Annotated in this window: 12 protein-coding genes; 4 read left to right on the plus strand and 8 right to left on the minus strand. The window is 70.3% G+C overall.

The window, feature by feature from the left end:
- Positions 1–4 precede the first annotated feature (4 nt).
- The 7 genes from AC16DP_RS18825 to speD are packed head-to-tail and all read right to left on the minus strand — an operon-like array spanning position 5 to position 9,156.
- Positions 5–3,346: a CHAT domain-containing tetratricopeptide repeat protein gene (locus tag AC16DP_RS18825; protein ID WP_329727334.1), complete on the minus strand. Its 3,342-nt coding sequence runs from the start codon at positions 3,344–3,346 to the stop codon at positions 5–7.
- Positions 3,347–3,384: 38 nt separating this feature from the next.
- Complete coding sequence (locus AC16DP_RS18830; protein WP_329727333.1) at positions 3,385–5,019, minus strand: FAD-dependent oxidoreductase; 1,635 nt, start codon at positions 5,017–5,019, stop codon at positions 3,385–3,387.
- Complete coding sequence (locus AC16DP_RS18835; protein ID WP_329727332.1) at positions 5,010–6,506, minus strand: polyamine aminopropyltransferase; 1,497 nt, start codon at positions 6,504–6,506, stop codon at positions 5,010–5,012. The genes AC16DP_RS18830 and AC16DP_RS18835 overlap by 10 nt, the downstream gene beginning before the upstream one ends.
- Positions 6,507–6,533: 27 nt before the next feature.
- The gene (locus AC16DP_RS18840) at positions 6,534–6,761 is read right to left on the minus strand and encodes a DUF350 domain-containing protein (RefSeq protein WP_329727378.1); all 228 of its coding nucleotides are present in this window, start codon (positions 6,759–6,761) and stop codon (positions 6,534–6,536) included.
- 5 nt (positions 6,762–6,766) lie between these two features.
- A complete protein-coding gene (locus tag AC16DP_RS18845) occupies positions 6,767–6,916 on the minus strand; it encodes a hypothetical protein (protein ID WP_329727331.1) in 150 nt (49 codons plus the stop codon).
- A 15-nt stretch (positions 6,917–6,931) separates the two neighbouring features.
- Positions 6,932–8,833 (minus strand): DUF4178 domain-containing protein, encoded by a 1,902-nt coding sequence (locus AC16DP_RS18850; RefSeq protein WP_329727330.1) that lies wholly within the window; start codon positions 8,831–8,833, stop codon positions 6,932–6,934.
- Positions 8,830–9,156 carry an adenosylmethionine decarboxylase gene (speD, locus tag AC16DP_RS18855; RefSeq protein WP_329727329.1) on the minus strand — a complete coding sequence of 109 codons (327 nt, stop codon included), beginning with the start codon at positions 9,154–9,156 and terminating at the stop codon, positions 8,830–8,832. Before speD ends, AC16DP_RS18850 begins: the two co-directional genes overlap by 4 nt.
- A 199-nt stretch (positions 9,157–9,355) precedes the next feature.
- Here speD and AC16DP_RS18860 point away from each other — a divergent pair, with 199 nt between their 5' ends.
- The gene (locus AC16DP_RS18860) at positions 9,356–10,297 is read left to right on the plus strand and encodes a PGAP1-like alpha/beta domain-containing protein (RefSeq protein WP_329727328.1); all 942 of its coding nucleotides are present in this window, start codon (positions 9,356–9,358) and stop codon (positions 10,295–10,297) included.
- 3 nt (positions 10,298–10,300) lie between these two features.
- Here the strand turns inward: AC16DP_RS18860 and AC16DP_RS18865 are convergent, their stop codons facing one another.
- A complete protein-coding gene (locus AC16DP_RS18865) occupies positions 10,301–13,471 on the minus strand; it encodes a lipase/acyltransferase domain-containing protein (RefSeq protein WP_329727327.1) in 3,171 nt (1,056 codons plus the stop codon).
- A gap of 229 nt (positions 13,472–13,700) precedes the next feature.
- Between AC16DP_RS18865 and AC16DP_RS18870 the strand changes: the two genes are divergently transcribed.
- The 3 genes from AC16DP_RS18870 to AC16DP_RS18880 all read left to right on the plus strand — a co-directional run bounded on the left by AC16DP_RS18870 (position 13,701) and on the right by AC16DP_RS18880 (position 15,719).
- Complete coding sequence (locus tag AC16DP_RS18870) at positions 13,701–14,495, plus strand: peptidylprolyl isomerase (RefSeq protein ID WP_329727326.1); 795 nt, start codon at positions 13,701–13,703, stop codon at positions 14,493–14,495.
- A gap of 11 nt (positions 14,496–14,506) precedes the next feature.
- Positions 14,507–15,241, plus strand: a complete 735-nt coding sequence (locus tag AC16DP_RS18875; RefSeq protein ID WP_329727325.1) for an alpha/beta hydrolase — start codon at positions 14,507–14,509, stop codon at positions 15,239–15,241.
- A gap of 64 nt (positions 15,242–15,305) precedes the next feature.
- Positions 15,306–15,719, plus strand: a complete 414-nt coding sequence (locus tag AC16DP_RS18880; RefSeq protein ID WP_073563030.1) for a secondary thiamine-phosphate synthase enzyme YjbQ — start codon at positions 15,306–15,308, stop codon at positions 15,717–15,719.
- Positions 15,720–15,809: the final 90 nt, after the last annotated feature.

Below are 15,809 nucleotides of genomic sequence, written 5' to 3' on the forward strand. Positions count from 1 at the left end.
GTGCTCAGCCCCCATCCCCCGCCCGCGGCGCGAGGGGGGCAATGGCACGCAGGGGTGCGTCGCTCCCCAGGGCGATGAAGGGCGCCCAGTAGTGCGGATGGGGCCGTGCCTCCCGCAGCGAGCGCATGGCCTCGCGCAGGGCGGAAGCACGTCCCTGGCCGGCCAACAGGTTGCGGTAGTAGGTCTCCATGAGGACGCCCGTGGAGTCGTCGTTCACCTTCCACAGGCTCATCACCACCATCTCCGCACCGGCCACCACCAGGGCGCGGCGCAGGCCGGAGATGCCCTGGCCCAGTTGAACCTCGCCGCGGCCGGTGTCGCACGCGGAGAGGACGACGAGCTGGGTGCCCCACAGGTCGAGCCCGGCCAGCTCCAGCGCCGTCACGAGCGAGGCGTCGGGCCGGAACTCGGAAGGTGAGGAGGCATCCGGCTCCGGGGCGCTGGCTCCCGCGAAGGCGAGGCCGGAGCGCAGCAGCGGCTCCTCGGGGCCCGGTGCCTGGGGATTGTCGGCGAGCCCGCCGAAGTGGCCCACGGCACGCACGTCCGTGGTGGGGCCGGAGCTGTCACCGAGGAAGAAGCCGTGGGTGGCCAGGTGGAGGATGCCCGGGGTGGGCAGGGAGAGCAGGCGCTCCTTGGTGGCCTCGGCGCCGAGGAAGAGACGGGACTGGGGCAGCAGGCGCTGGATGCTCTCGGCCTCCTGGCGCGTGCCCGGCAATGGCATCCACGCGTTGGAGGGGAGGACCGTGCGCTGGGTGGAGAAGAAACGCTCGAGGGAGGCCGAGCGCTCGGCCCGCTGGGAAGTGCCGCCGGAGGCCAGGGAGTCCGCTCGAGGTGAGCCCGCGAAGTCCGGGTCGGCCAGCACGAAGATGGAGGACGCGGAGCCGGGCTCCTGGGGGCGAGGCAGCAGCTCCCTGCCGGACGTGAGGTAGTTGAAGTCGAAGGTGTCGACGAGGAAGCGCTCGCCGTCGTGGAGCGCGGCGAAGGGCACCAGGCCCAGCTGCCCGTCGGGAGACAGGAAGAGGCGGCGGCTCTTGCCCAGCACGGGCAGCAGCGGCTGGAAGGCGAGCCGGTGGAGCTCCTGGGCCGTGGCCTGGAACGAGGCCTCGCGGTTGGCCAGGGCGTTGCGCAACCGCGAGGCGGCGCGGTCAATGGGCTCTGCGGGCCCCAGATCCACGGCACGGGTCGAGGCATCGGGGAAGAGCACCAGCGCCAGGTAGCGCAGCGGGCCAGGAAGCTTCTCGCGGGGCGTACCGGGTTGGGGGCGCAGGGGCCGGTCCTGGTAGGCGATGAGCTCCACGAGGGCGCCCTCCCTGGGGAGCGAGGAGGCCACGCGGCCGGCGATCTCCGCGGGAGGAGGAAGGGCCGTGAGCGCACGGAGGGGAGCGGAGCGTCTGGCCAGGGCCGCTTCGAGCGAGTCACCCTCGTCGACCAGCGCCTGGAGGCGCTTCTGGTAGTCCTGGGGTGGGAGCGAACCGGGCCCGTCGAGCGAGAGGGTGGCCAGTTGGGTGCGCAGGCCCCGCAGCTGCTCGAAGCGGCCGCGGTCCCCGGCGTCCAGGTTCCGGAAGAGGGAGCGGGAGATGTTGGCCGTCTCCTCGACGGAGCGGCCCTTGAGCAGGAGCACGGCGCTGAGCGCCAGACGCCGCACCCGGGCGTCCTCGGGGTGCGCACGCAGCAGGGCGTAGAGCGTCTGCTCATCCGCGCGCAGATATTGGAGGAAGCTGGCCAGACGCGAACCGGAGAAGTCGAGCGCCTCCCGGCGCAGGCGCCGCTCGGAAATGGCGAAGGCCCGTGTGAAGAGTGGCAGGGCGTTGGCGAGGCGATGCTGGCCCAGCCGGAGCAGAGCGAGGCCGTTGAGCGTCCGGGCCACATCGGGGTGCTGTTTGCCCAGGGCCGATTCCTGGATGGCGAGCGCGCGCTGATAGAGCGGCTCGGCCCGTTCATACAACCCCTGGTTCTCGTAAACGGTAGCGAGGTTGTTGAGCGATTGGGCGAACTCGCGATGGTGGCCTCCGAGAGCCGCCTCCCGGATGGCGAGCGCGCGCTGGTGGAGCGGCTCGGCCCGGTCGTACGCCCCCTGGTTCACGTAGAGGATGGCGAGGTTGTTGAGCGCGGTGGCGACGAGGGGATGAGTCCCACCCAGGGCCGCATCCAGGAGGGACAGGGAGCGCTGGTAGAGGGGCTCGGCCCGGGCGTACAGCCCCTGATCCTCATAGATGATGGCGAGGTTGTTGAGGGATTTGGCGACTTCGGGGTGCTGGCTGCCGAGCGCCGCTTCCTGGATGGCGAGCGCGCGCTGATAGAGCGGCTCGGCCCGCCCGTACGACCCCTGGTCCGCGTGGAGGTTGGCGAGGGTCGTGAGCGCCGTGGCGAGGTCGGGGTGGGTGTCGCCGAAAGCCGCTTCCAGGATGGCGATCGCACGTTGGAGCAAGGGCTCGGCCCGCCCGTACAACCCCTGCTCCGAGTAGAGAAGGGCGAGGTTGATGAGGGATTGGGCGATCTCGGGGTGGTCCTTGCCGAGCGCCGCCTCGCGGATGGCGAGCGCGCGCTGGTGGAGCGGCTCGGCCCGGCCGTACAACCCCTGCTCCGTGTAGAGGTGGGCGAGGTTGTTGAGCGCGTTGGCGAGAGCGGGATGGTGCTTGCCGAAGTTCGCCTCATCGATGGCGAGCGAGCGCTGGTAGAGCGGCTCGGCGCGGCCGTACAACCCCTGGTCCTTGTAGAGGTTGGCGAGGTTGTTGAGGGATTGGGCGACATCGGAGTGTTTCTTGCCGAGGGCCGCCTCCCGGATGGCGAGCGCGCGCTGGTGGAGCGGCTCGGCCCGGTCATACGCCCCCTGGTTCAAGGAGATGATGGCGAGGTTGTTGAGCGTCTTGGCGATGTCGGGGTGGTTCTTGCCAAGGGCCACCTCCCGGATGGCGAGCGCGCGCTGGTAGAGGGGCTCTGCCTGGCCGTACAGCGCCTGGAACAGGTAGACATTGCCGAGCTTGTGGAGCGTCTGGGCGACGTCGGGGTGGTTCTTGCCGAGGGCCGCCTCCCGGATGGCGAGCGCGCGTCGAAGCAGGGGCTCGGCCTGGGCCAGTTCCCTCTGCCGCATCCGAAGCTCGCCCATCAAATCCAGACAGCTGGCGACGTCTGGATGCGAGCCCCCGAGCACGGTCTCCCTCAGCGCGAGCGCATGCTCGGCCCGCGCGAGGGCCTCGGCATATGCACCCGAGGCCTGGAGCGCCGTGGCCTCGTCGAAGGCGGTCTGGGCCTCCCGCAGCCGCGCATCCGGCGTCTCCTCGCCGGCCCTGGCGCCCGCCGCACAGCAGAGAACCACTGCCAACATCCATCCGAAGAACCGAGGCATGTCTTCCCCCCTTTGTTTGAATGACTTCCCTGCGCGTCTCACAGCCAGCTCGGGTCCGCGCGGCCCAGGCCCTCGAGGGCCTTCTCGGCCGCCCTCACGCCGAACCAGTTGGCTTCCTCGAAGAGAGCCATGCCGCCCAGGTCCGAGTGCGCGAAGTGCAGCGACTCGCCGAGGCTCTCCTGCGCCGCGAAGCGCGCCGGGCCCCAGAGGAAGCCGGGCGTGGGCCGCACCATGGCGTGGCCCCAGCGCATGACCTCCAGGCGCCGGGCCAGCGGGGCGATGTCCGGGTGCGCGGCCAGCATGTCCGCCATCACCAGCCCCTCCCACTCGGCGTAGCCGGCGGAGAGCACCTTCTGGCACTCGGCCTTCACGTCCAGCCCGGCCATGGGCAGGTACCAGGTGAACACCGTGGGCCCGCGCTCGTCCATGCGCAGTCCCTGGTGCGTGGCCACCACGTAGCCCAGGCTGCGGCTCTCGTAGAAGACGTTGTCCCACGCCATCGGGAAGCCGTGGGACACCGGCTTCTCGGAGAGCGTCAGGTTCGCCACCACCCACGGCCCGTACTGGAAGGCGCCCAGCCACTCGGGGCGCTTCTCGCGCCACGGGGCCACCACGTGCGCCGCCACGAAGCGCGGACAGGCCAGCACCACCTGCCGCGCCCGGTATGCCCGGGGCCTGCCCGTCGCCGCCTCCAGCGCGTCCACCCGGCAGCCGCCCTCCACGGGCTCCACCGAGTGCACCAGCACGTCCCGCTCCACCTGCCCCGGCGCCAGCGAGGACAGCAGCTGCTTCACCAGGTGCCCGTTGCCCTCGGGCCAGCTCAGGAAGCCCTCGCTGCGCTCGCCCTTGCCGTCCTGGCGCGCGGCGAAGTACCAGATGCCCGCCCACGCGGACACGCCCTCGGCCGTGGTGCCGTAGTCGTCCCGGCACGCGTAGTCCACCAGCCAGCGCAGCCGCGGCGAGCGGAAACCCTCCGCCTCCATCCACCGCGCCATCGTCACCTGGTCGAGCGCCGTCCACTCGGCGTCATCGCTGGAGAGCGCCGTGGGCACCGCGAAGGCCTTGCGCCCCTTCGCATCCCGCGCCGCCGCGAAGGCATTCATCCTCGCCTCGAAGCGCTCCAGCTCGGCCAGCTCCGCCGGGCTCGCGCCCGCGCGCAGGTAGAGGCCCTCGTACCACTCGCCCTTGTAGAAGAGGCGCTCCTCGGGCTCGCGGATGAGCAGCTCCTCGGCGTAGGCGGGGTAGCCCTGCGCGTCCAGGCCCGTCACCGCGCCCATCTCGCGCAGCAGCCGCAGCACCGGCCCCGAGTCCACCAGCGGCGCCGGCAGGTAGTGCGCGCCCCACGGGTACGCGGACACCTCGTTGCGCCCCGAGCGGGAGGTGCCTCCCGGCTCCGAGTCCAGCTCCAGCACCCGCACGTCCTTCACGCCCGCGGCCGCCAGCCGCCACGCCGCGCTCAGGCCCGCCACGCCTCCGCCCACCACCAGCACGTCCACCGCCTGGGCCTCGGCCGCGCGAGGCAGTGCCCCACCCCGCAGCTTGTGCCCCACGTCCACCGCCCGGTCCACGATGGCGCCGGGCACCGGCTCGCGCGCACGCGTCCGCCGGCATGCACTGGCCGCCACCGCCGAGCCGAGGAACGCGGCGACGAGCTCCCGCCGCGTCAGTTCCACCGCCGCCACTCCTCCTCGTAATAGTGGACGAGCACCTGGTTGTTCAGCCGGTTCACCTCGGCCGGCAGCGGGCCCATGTCCAGGGGGAACTGGAAGAGGCCCTCGTGCGTGTCGTCGGTGAGGAAGCGCAGCCCCGGGGGAAGCGGGCGGCGCGGCGGCACGGGCTCATGGGCCACCAGCACGTAGCCCCACTCGCCGAAGGAGGGCACCAGCGCGTGGTAGGGCTGCGTCCAGAAGCCCGCCGCCTTCAGCGTGGTGTCGATGCACCAGAAGGAGCGCCGGGCGAACATCGGCGAGGTGCTCTGGATGACGGCCACCCCTTCCGGCGCCAGCCGCCGCTTGAGCAGCTTGTAGAAGCCCGTGGTGTACAGCTTGCCCAGCGAGAAGTTGTTGGGGTCCGGGAAGTCCACCACGATGACGTCCCACGTCTCCGGCTTCTCCCGGAGGTACTCCATGGCGTCCGTGTTGATGACGTGCATGCGCGGATCCGCCAGCGCGTGCGCGTTCAGCTCGGCCAGCTCGTCGTAGCGCGTGGCCAGGCCCGTCATCGCGGGATCCAGGTCCACCAGGGTGACGTTCTTCACCTCGGGGTACTTGAGGATCTCCCGCGCCGCGAGCCCGTCCCCACCGCCGAGCACCAGCACGCGCTCCAGCTTGCCCGCGCGCACCAGCACCGGGTGCACCAGGGCCTCGTGGTAGCGGTACTCGTCCAGGCTGGAGAACTGCAGGTTGCCGTTGAGGTACAGCGAGAAGCCGCGCTTGCCGCGCGTCAGCACGATCCGCTGGTAGGGCGAGCTCGTCGCGTGCACCACGTCATCCGCGTAGAGGTGCTCCTCGGAGAAGTTGGAGAGCCGGTCGCCCAGGACGAGCCCCACCACCAGGAAGAGGCTGAGCGCCACGGCCTTCACGCGCAGCCGCACGGGGTGGGCCAGCACGGGCGCCAGCAGCCACGTGCTCCACAGGCCCACCAGCGCGTTGAGCAGCCCGAAGAGCAGCGAGGTGCGCACCAGCCCCAGCTTGGGCACGAAGAGCAGCGGGAAGCTGATGCTCGCCGCCAGCGCGCCCAGGTAGTCGAACGTCAGCACCTGGCTGACCAGATCCTTGAACTTGAGCTGATCCTTGAGGATGCGCAGCAGGAGGGGAATCTCCAACCCCACCAGCGTGCCAATGGCCAGCACGCTGCCGTACAGCGCCACGCGGAACACGTCCGTGAGGGCGAAGGTGAGGAAGAGCATCGGCGCGCACAGGCCACCGATCAGGGCCACGCCCAGCTCGATTTCCACGAAGCGCTGGGCGACTCCGCGCTCGATGAAGCGCGAGAGCCAGCTGCCGATGCCCATGGCGAACAGGTAGGTGCCAATCACCGTGGAGAACTGGGTGATGGAGTCGCCGAGGAGGTAGCTCGCCAACGCGCCGACGATGAGCTCATAGATGAGCCCACACGTGGCGATGACGAGCACGGTGAAGAAGAGGAGCGTCTTGTTCAAAGCGGGTACGGCCTGTGCCGCGGGGCGTCAGCCCGAGATGGCCGAGGCCACGATGATGGCCAGGCCGAGGATGAAGGAGCCCATGACGAGACCGAGGGCCGTGTTCTGGTCCACCTCGATCTCCTTGTGCACATCGAAGGGCATGATGAGCCGGAAGACGAACAGGCCCGCGACGAACACCGCCAGACCGACGAGCGAGTACACGAGGCTCGCCAGCAGGTTGTCCAGGCTCACCACCACTGACAGGACTCCCAGGAACATCACTTCCCTCCCATGAAACCGCCGGTCCAGGTTCGCACGCCGCCGCCGCGCGCCGAGGCCTGGCCACGCTGCGAACGGGTGAAGGGCTCACAGCCCGTGAAGGCCACCACGGCATAGAGGATGACGATGACTCCACCGATGTACTTCATGGACACCCTCTCTTCTCAATCATCCGAGCTGGAACCCAGGTTGCTCTCCGCCCAGCGCGCCGACTCGAAGCTGGAGGAGCGGAAGAAGGCCAACGCGGGCGCGATGAGCAGCAGGACCAGCGCACAGCAGAACCAGGAGCCGCGCGGCGTGTCGCTCACGAGCGTCACCTTGTAGCCCTGGCCCTGCGTGGGCCGGCCGTCGAAGAAGGCCGTGGTGCGCAGCACGTAGCGCCCCGGGGCCACCGCGGACAGGTACTCCGTCTCCGTCTGGCTGCCCTCGCTCCACGAGCCGTCCGAGTCGCGGCCGGAGTAGTAGCTCACCTCGTCGTAGAAGCTGACGGTCTCGCCGGTCTGCTCGTTGACCAGGTCCCCCTGGACGCCGAGCCAGGAGTTGCTCACCGGCGCCAGCAGGATGGCCTCCACGTTGCCGCGCTTGTGGATGTCGAAGGGCTCGCTGAAGGTCATCGCCGAGGGCGTGCCGGACTGGGCGTCCGGCTCCAGGCGGACCTCCTGCACCAGCACCGTGCGCTTGTCGGCGATGATGTTGGCGACGAGGAAGATGAAGAGCAGCGCCGTGGCCCAGACGCCCGTCCACATCCAGGTTCCCTTGCTGGAGTGCGGGTTGGGCTGGCTGGGGGCGATGCCCTCGGGCGTGGGCAGGGGCTCCTCGAGCTTGAAGGCCTCGCGGATGACATCGGGGGCCAGGTACTCGCCGAGCGTGTACGTCACCTCGTTGTCGGTGCGGTCCACGTTCACCGAGAACGGGGGCGCCACGTACTCCTCGGCCCGCGCGGTCTCTCCCGCCTGGACCTCCCAGTAGAACTCGCCGAGCACCGTCTCGGTCTCGGCGATGACGCTCTGGAAGGCCCGGTAGCGCCGGTTGTCCAGGTGCGCGGCCACGCCCGGGGCCACCGCCACGTCACCGGCGGCCAGCGGCTCGAGGAGGGTCCAGTGCCCGTTGGACTGCATCAGCCAGATGAAGCCGCGCTGGCGGTTGAAGAGGAGGTACTCCTCCCACGGGTAGCGGACGCCCTCCACGTTGCACGAGCGCACCAGGAAGCCGATGCACACCCACTCGGCGTCCCGCAGCTTGCCCTTGGCGCCCAGGGGGATGAGCGGCGGGTGGTCCGGCTTCTCCAGCAGCTGGAGGAAGGACAGCTTGCCGCGGCTCGCGTCCAACAGCGCGCCGCAGAAGGGGCAGGCCACGCGTTTGGTGCGGTCCGGCGCGCGCAGCTCCAGGGGGCCGTTGCAGTTCGTGCAGCGCGCCTGCTGCAGCGCCACCTTGCGCACCTTGGGCCGCAGCTGGTCCGGGGGAATGCCCAGCTCCGTCAGCTTCAGCTTCTTGCCGACGTACACCTCGGGCTCGCTCGTCCCGGTGCCGAAGTCGAGCGTGAGGAAGACGCCGCCGGGGCCCGTGGCGTCCACGTAGTGGCTGTCCGCCTCCGGGTCCACGTCGCTGGGGAGCTGGCCCGCGGCGGACACCACGCGGCCGTGCCCGCGCTCCTCCACCACCAGCCGGTGGCCCTGGAGCGAGAAGCGGTGGCCGGGCTCGAAGTCCTCGAGCACCAGCTCCGGCTCGGTGCCGGAGGCGAGCAGCAGGTGGAAGGCGCCCTCGGACTCGGAGAGCCAGCCGGTGCGCCCGTCGTCGAACTCCACGTACCACTCGTCCCAGGGCCCCGCGCCGTGGTCCTTCTGCAGGTGGCCCACCAGCCGGTAGGCGTCGCGGCCGATGCGGCCCTCGGCGTTGAGCTGGAGGGGCGAGTCGGTGTCGACGATGGCGCCAATCTTCCCGTGCGCCTCGAGGTGGTTGCCCTGCCGGGCCACCACCGTCTGGCAGTGGCTGCACACCACGACCAGTGCGGTGCCCGCGGAGAACTCGACGGGAGCTCCACAGGAAGGACAGTTGCCCTGCGTCACGCCTCCACCCCCCGGGGCAGCTCACGGACGCGGCAGGAGGCCGCGCCCAGGTGCCGCGCCAGCAGCGCCTCGAAGTCCGGACGCTCGCGGGTGCGGCAGCAGTAGACGTTGAGCGCGGCGAAGCCGTGCTCGGGGAAGGTGTGGACGGCGAGGTGGCTCTCCGCCAGCAGCGTGAGGCCGGTGATGCCGCCCGGCTCCGGGAACACGTGCCACTGGGGCTGACCGACCACCTTCAGCTCCATCCGCACGATGAGCTCCTCGAACAGGGCCGCGAGCGCAGCCGTGTCCTTCAGGCGCTCTGGCGGGCACCCGCACACATCCACGAGCCATTCCTGTCCGGTCGTCAGCGTCCTTCCTCCCCTTACGAGGCCCACCTTCTATCACGAGCCCCTCGCCGGTGTGTGCTGGAGAACGGAAGGGCCCGGCCCTGGTACGCTGCGGGCCCGTATGTCTCGGAAGGACCTCGTTTCCCCAGCCCCGCCGTCCCCGCCCGTCGAGGGGGTACGTACTCCCCGTCACACGTTGCAGCAGCCCGCCCCGGGCGCGGTGGCGCGGCTCCTGCGGTCGCTGCGCGAGCTGCCCGAGGCGGTGCGCGAGCCGGGCCCCGGGAGCACGGGGCTGGCGGGGTGGTTCAAGGCGGAGACGCCGCCGCCCACGGACATCACGCCCCGGTTCCGCGAGGTGTACCAGCGTGTGCGCGAGGGCGAGCCGGTGCTGCCGGACGAGGCGCGGCGGTACCAGTACCTGATGGTGAAGGGGATGATGGGGGACGAGGTGCCCGGCTACCTGGAGGACAACCAGGCGCGGCTGGAGAAGCGGGGGCTGGAGACGCGCGAGGTGGCGGTGGACACGGAGGGGCGGCTCGCGAACAACGTGAAGGTGGTGCGCGAGGCGCTGCTGGACGCCATCCACTTCCGACGCACGGTGGTGCTGGTGGGGCACAGCAAGGGGGGCGTGGAGGCGATGAGCACGCTGGCGCTCTACCCGGAGTTGAGGCGGCACGTGCGCGCGGTGGTGACGCTGCAGTCGCCGTTTGGCGGCTCGGTCATCGCGAATGATCTGGTGACGACGCCCTCGCTGCGGCGGTTGCTGGACGTGACGTTTCCGTCGCTGTTCCAGGGGGATGCGGGCTCGGTGGAGGACCTGTCGTACGCGCGGCGGATGGAGTTCGTGCGGCAGCACCCGTACCCGATGGACATTCCCACGGTGTCGCTGGCGACGTCGCGGCTGTCGAGGCGCTCGCTGATGCGGCCGCTGTGCGCCTACGTGCACGAGCGTTATAGGTGGGCGTGTGATGGATTGGTGAACGCGGTGGACGCGGAGGTGCCGGGCTCGCGGGTGGTGCGGCTGGACGACATGGACCACGCGGAGGCGGCCCTCACGGGCCTGCCCGGCTTCTCCAACTACTACCCGGGCGACCTCACCGAGACGATGGTCGCCCTGGCACTCGAAACGCGGCCCTGAGGCTCACGCCGCGGCGGTGCTGGCCGCGGCAACCGCCGGAGCGAAGCGCGCCATCACATCCCCCACGTACACGTAGGACAGGTACGTGGGAGACGTCCTCGCCTCGCTCTGGCGCAGACGCCGCAGCGCCTCACCCACCGAGAGGTGTTTCTCCCTCAGGTCCGCCACCAGCTGCTCCACCGCGTTGCGCGCGTGCGCGTCCTGCACCGGCCACAGCGGCGCGATGAAGCCCGCGAAGGACTCGCTCACGAACGTCTCGGCCCAGCCTCCGATGCCTCCGAGCATCTCGGTGGCCGTGCCCACCTCGCAGGCGTTGAAGATGACGAGCGGCCGCGACTTCTGCCCCAGCATCACCATGGAGTTGCGGACCTCGAGCGTCCTCAGCTCCCCGTCCTCCAGGTACACGCAGGAGGGCGACACCTCGTTGTTCGGGCTGTACTTGCCGTGCCCCGCGAAGTGCACCAGCCCCACGGTGGGCGCGTAACCACCGCCCAACAGATTCATCACGGGCTGACGCCGGCCGGCCACACGCACCGCCCGGAAGCGCTTGGAGAGCTGCTTCGACTCCTCCTGCGCCTGCGGCAGGGGCGCCAGGTGTGCGTGGTACTGGTAGTCCGGAGCGATGGTGAGGATGTCCCCGTGCGACAGGCGCGCCGTCATCGACGTCTGGTAGTCCAGCAGCCACCGCGCTACCGGATGGTCCATGCACAGCAGCCCCGCGTCCGGCACATCCACGGGCGCCATCAGCTCCCAGGGGATGTGCGGATCATCCGTGATGAACTGGATGGGGAAACCCGGCCCGTACTCCTGGCGCAGGGCCCGGAACGTCTCCCGGAAGGCCGTGGGCGTGCGCTGGTACAGCAGCTTCCCCAGCCCGAGGAACCAGGGGAAGTGATCGCCGGAGCGCAGCTCGCGCGCCGTGGCGGCCACGCTCTGGAAGAAGGCGGACGGGTCCGAGCCCAGGTCCAGGTCTCCCGAGAGCCGCGCCGGCAATCCCTTGCACGGCACCGACACGTGGAGCATCCAGTACAGGCGCCGCGGGTTGCCCTTGTCCAACCGGTGGATCTGCACCGTCAGGTGGGGCTTCTGGGCACCGGCCTCGAGCGCGAACGTCCCCTTCCCCTCATCCGCCTCCCGGGCGGACGCGGGCGCCATCCCCGCTGGAGGTGTCGAGGAGGAGCGCGAGGAGGACGGATCCACGCCCCCCGAGCCCGAGGACTCGACGGGGATGCGCCTGCGGGCCGCGCCGCAGAACCGCCCGTTGTACTCGAAGGTGGCCACCACGGTGAGCTCGCCCGAGGCGCTCGGGTGGACGGTGCCGGTCAACGTGGCGGCGATGGAGGCCTCGTTGCGCCGCACCAACACCACGCCCGTGTCCGCCCCGGGACGGAACGTCATCTCCGAGCACAGCAGCCGGACCTTGATGGGAAGCTCCTGCCAGTCCGGCGCCAGTCCGGAGAGGGTGACGCCCGCGGACTCCGTCACCGCGCCCACCTCGGCCAGCGACAGGTCCACCGTGAGCGGAAGCGCCTGGCCGGCCCGCGCGGGCACGATCGGCTCCACCGAGGGATAGCGCGTAATGGCCTGCCCCTCGTCCCGCGGCACCGGGGCTTCGGTGGCCTGCGGCGCGGGCTTCACCAGGGTGCTGTGCTGGAGAATCACGGGCTCCGCCGGCTTCGTGTCCTTCCGCTGCGTCTCCGGATCCGGAGCTCCCGCGGACTGGAAACACACCAGCTCGTCCACCACGTCCTCCTCGTCCACGGGCAGCTCGCCCGCACGGTGGAAGACGGCGAAGACGTCCGTCACGGGGATGACCTCGGGGCCGCCCTTGACGCTCACGCGGTACATGCCGGCCTGCAGCGGCGGCAACGTGCCCACGTGGAAGCCATCCGCGTCCCGCGCGAGCGCCGCCGACCAGGTCTGCTGCGTCTTCACGTGGGTGACGAAGGCGCGGAGCGCGACGGGCTCGGCCGAGGGGCGGACCCGCACCGTCACCGGCTCGTCGTGCGCGTACGCATCCTCGATGTGCAGCGAGAGCTGCTTGGAGGCCTGCTCCGGCGCCCGGTACTTGAGGAGGTTGATGTCCTGGCCGGTGAGCACCCCCTGCACGTGGGCCAGCACCTCGAAGGCGTTCTGCAGCGAGGCGTGGGACGTGGGGCTGTACATGACACGCGCGTGGTGCCGCTCCTCCAGGGGGAAGGCGGAGACGCGCGGCACGGTGCCATCACCGCCGTTGTCCGTGCCATCCGGGTCGCTGTAGAGCATCTCCACCGCGCCGGACGCCTGGACGCGCACGCCCTGCAGCGTGGGCTGGAAGGTGCCCACCACGGGGTGGAGGTTGTAGCCCCGCTCGAGGTACTCGGAGCTGCGCGAGTTGGCCAGCATCGCGCTCTCGATCTCCCGCTGGAAGGCGAGGCCCTGCGCGGCCCGGACGGGGTCCAACCCGCCGAGGCCCTTCATCTCGCCCGGGCGGACGAGGCTCCCATCGGGCAGCTGCACGCACGGGTAGATGGGCAGCAGCTGGTACGCCGAGGGCAGCGAGCGCACCATGGCCGTCAGGTCGAAGAGGTTCACCGGCCCGAGGTCCTTGCGGAAGCCCAGCGCGAGCGCCTGCAGCGCCATGAACGAGCCGCGGTGGGGCGTGCCGAAGGTGATGAGCGCGCGGGTGTCCTTCCAGCCGCCGAGGCACTCGAGGTAGTAGCGCGAGACGACGCCGCCCATGGAGTGGCCCACGAGGATGAGGCGCGCGTCGGGATGGCCGCCGTGGCTGTTGCGCCACGCGTGGAGCCAGCGCGGCGCCAGCCAGGCGAGCCGCTTCGCGGTGAAGCGGATGTCACGCCGCCAGTCGTAGGGGAACTCGAAGAAGTTGGCGCCCGGGATGAGGCCGAGCTGGCTCACCAGCGTCTCGGCCACGCGGGTGTAGCCGTCCACCTTCCACAGGCCGGGGATGAGGTGCGTGTCGGGCAGCATGGCGGTGGCTTCCACACCGTCATCGGCGAGCTCGCCCCCGCTGTCGGACTTCAGGGTGAGGGACTTCACGCTGCCCGCGCCGCTGAAGAGCGCGCGGAAGATGGCGCTGCCCGACAGCCCCCAGATTTCCTTGCCGTCCCGCTTGAGCACGCTGCCGAGCAGACCCGGCAGCAGAACGACGACATCCTTGATGACGGCGGCCATTGCTTCCTCCAGAGAGGGACACCCACCCCAGGCGCTCTACGCTCGAGCTCCAGGAGAACTGACGATAGCGGGAATTCTACGGTTCCCTACCCACGAGCCGGATCAGGGCAACGGTATGGGACTGAACGCTCCGGGCGGACGTGCGCGCTTCTGAACACCGGTTCAGAGCGTTGCATTCCGCGAAGGCCCGGGTTGCGAGCCTCCGTTCGCTCTGTAGGATGCCCGCCCCATGAGCAATCGACTGCTGAAGACCGGACTCCTCCTTCTCGCCCTGACCGCCTGCTCCAAGGACAAGGACAAGCAGGCCGAGGGCACGACGCCCCCCGCCACGACGCCCCCGGCGGCCCAGACGCCTCCGCCCGCGACGCCTCCGCCCGCCACGCCTCCGCCGGAATCGCAGCTCGCCGTCGAGCCCAAGGTCCACGGCTCCAGCCCGGTGCCCCGGACGAATCCTCCCGCGGAGAACCCGGGCCCCTGGCAGAAGAAGGCGCTGGAGGGCCAGGAGCTGTTCGCCACGATGGACACGAACCAGGGCACCATCGTGTTGAGGCTCTTCTCGAAGGAGGCGCCGCTCACGGTGGCGAACTTCGTGGGCCTGTCCACCGGGGAGCAGACGTGGACGGACCCGAAGACGCAGGAGGTGAAGAAGGGCACGCCGCTGTACAAGGACGTCATCTTCCACCGCGTCATCCCGGGCTTCATGATCCAGGGAGGAGATCCGCTGGGCATGGGCGTGGGCTCGCCGGGCTACAACTTCGAGGACGAGGTCCAGAACGGCAAGAGCTTCGACAAGGTGGGCCTGCTGGCGATGGCGAACCGGGGACCGGGGACGAACGGGAGCCAGTTCTTCATCACCACGTCGACGCCCGCGCACCTGACGGGCCGGCACACCATCTTCGGTGAGGTGGTGAAGGGCTACGACGTGGTGGAGCGCATCTCGCAGGTGCCGACCGGCGAGCGCGACAGGCCGCTGAAGGACGTGGTGCTCAAGAAGGTGACGATCAGCGCCGAGCAGCCCAAGTAATGAGAGCCGCGATGCGACGTGTGAGCACGCGCCTGGGCGAGCTGGACTGCCAGGTGGTGGATGGGGTGCCCGAGGGAGCGAGCCCGGAGCTGGCGGTGGTGCTGTGCCACGGCTTCGGGGCGCCCGCGACGGACCTGGTGCCGCTGGCGATGGAGCTGGTGGAGCTGAAGCCGGAGCTGGCGTCGAAGGTGCGCTTCGTGTTCCCGGCGGCGCCGCTGTCGCTGTCCGCGCTGGGGATGCCGCACGCGAGGGCCTGGTTCAACCTGCCGCAGGAGGTGCTGATGGGGCAGGAGCGCGACTGGGACGAGTTCGCGGTGGCGACCCCGGAGGGACTGGCCCAGGCGAGGCGCGGGGTGATGAGCCTGCTGTCGGCGCTGTCGGCGGCGACGAAGCTGCCGTATGGGCGGATGGTGCTGGGCGGGTTCAGCCAGGGCGGGATGGTGACGACGGACGTGGCGCTGCGGCTGGAGGAGGCCCCGGCGGGGTTGTGCATCCTGTCGGGGACGCTGATCTGCCAGGAGGAGTGGAAGCAGCGGGCGGAGAAGCGCAAGGGCCTGCCGGTGCTGCAGAGCCACGGGCGCGTGGACACCGTGCTGGCATACGGGCAGGCGGAGCGGCTGAGGGATCTGCTGACGAACGCGGGACTGTCGGTGGAGTTCCTCCCCTTCAACGGACCGCACACGATCGCGCCGGAGACGCTGGAGCGGATGGCGGAGTTCCTGCACACCCGTCTCACGAGTCGTTGAACGCTCCCTCTCCCCCTGGGAGAGGGTCGGGGTGAGGGTCGTAGGGCCCGGGAGGAGACGAGCCATGTATCGCGCGAAGGAACTGACGGTGGCGACGCGGGGCCGGGGCTTCTACGACATCACGGGCGAGGTGCAGCGAGCAGTGGAGGAGAGCGGTGCACGGGAGGGCCTGTGCACCATCTTCCTGCACCACACGAGCGCCTCGTTGCTGTTGTGCGAGAACGCGGATCCGGACGTGCGAAAGGACCTGGAGTCGTTCTTCTCGAGGCTGGTGAAGGACGGAGACCCGCTCTTCCGGCACGACGCGGAGGGTCCGGATGACATGCCGGCGCACGTGCGCACGGTGCTGACGCAGAACTCGCTGAACGTGCCGGTCAAGGGAGGCGAAGCGAACCTGGGAACATGGCAGGGCATCTACGTCTGGGAGCACCGGACGTCCCCGCACCACCGCCGAGTCACCGTCTCCGTGGTGAGCTGAGGCCCGCGCCCCCCAATCTCCCCCAATCTCCCCTCGCCCTCCGGGAGAGGGACGGGGTGAGGGTATCGAGCGCCCCGGGTTCCCACCCGT

The sequence above is a fragment of the Archangium sp. genome, assembly GCF_057119385.1.

Coding starts and splice junctions, on each gene's coding strand:
- AC16DP_RS18825 (WP_329727334.1), bottom strand. CDS start 3,346: ATGCCTCGGTTCTTCGGATGGATGTTGGCAGTGGTTCTCTGCTGTGCG.
- AC16DP_RS18845 (WP_329727331.1), bottom strand. CDS start 6,916: ATGAAGTACATCGGTGGAGTCATCGTCATCCTCTATGCCGTGGTGGCC.
- AC16DP_RS18865 (WP_329727327.1), bottom strand. CDS start 13,471: ATGGCCGCCGTCATCAAGGATGTCGTCGTTCTGCTGCCGGGTCTGCTC.
- AC16DP_RS18870 (WP_329727326.1), top strand. CDS start 13,701: ATGAGCAATCGACTGCTGAAGACCGGACTCCTCCTTCTCGCCCTGACC.
- AC16DP_RS18875 (WP_329727325.1), top strand. CDS start 14,507: ATGCGACGTGTGAGCACGCGCCTGGGCGAGCTGGACTGCCAGGTGGTG.
- AC16DP_RS18880 (WP_073563030.1), top strand. CDS start 15,306: ATGTATCGCGCGAAGGAACTGACGGTGGCGACGCGGGGCCGGGGCTTC.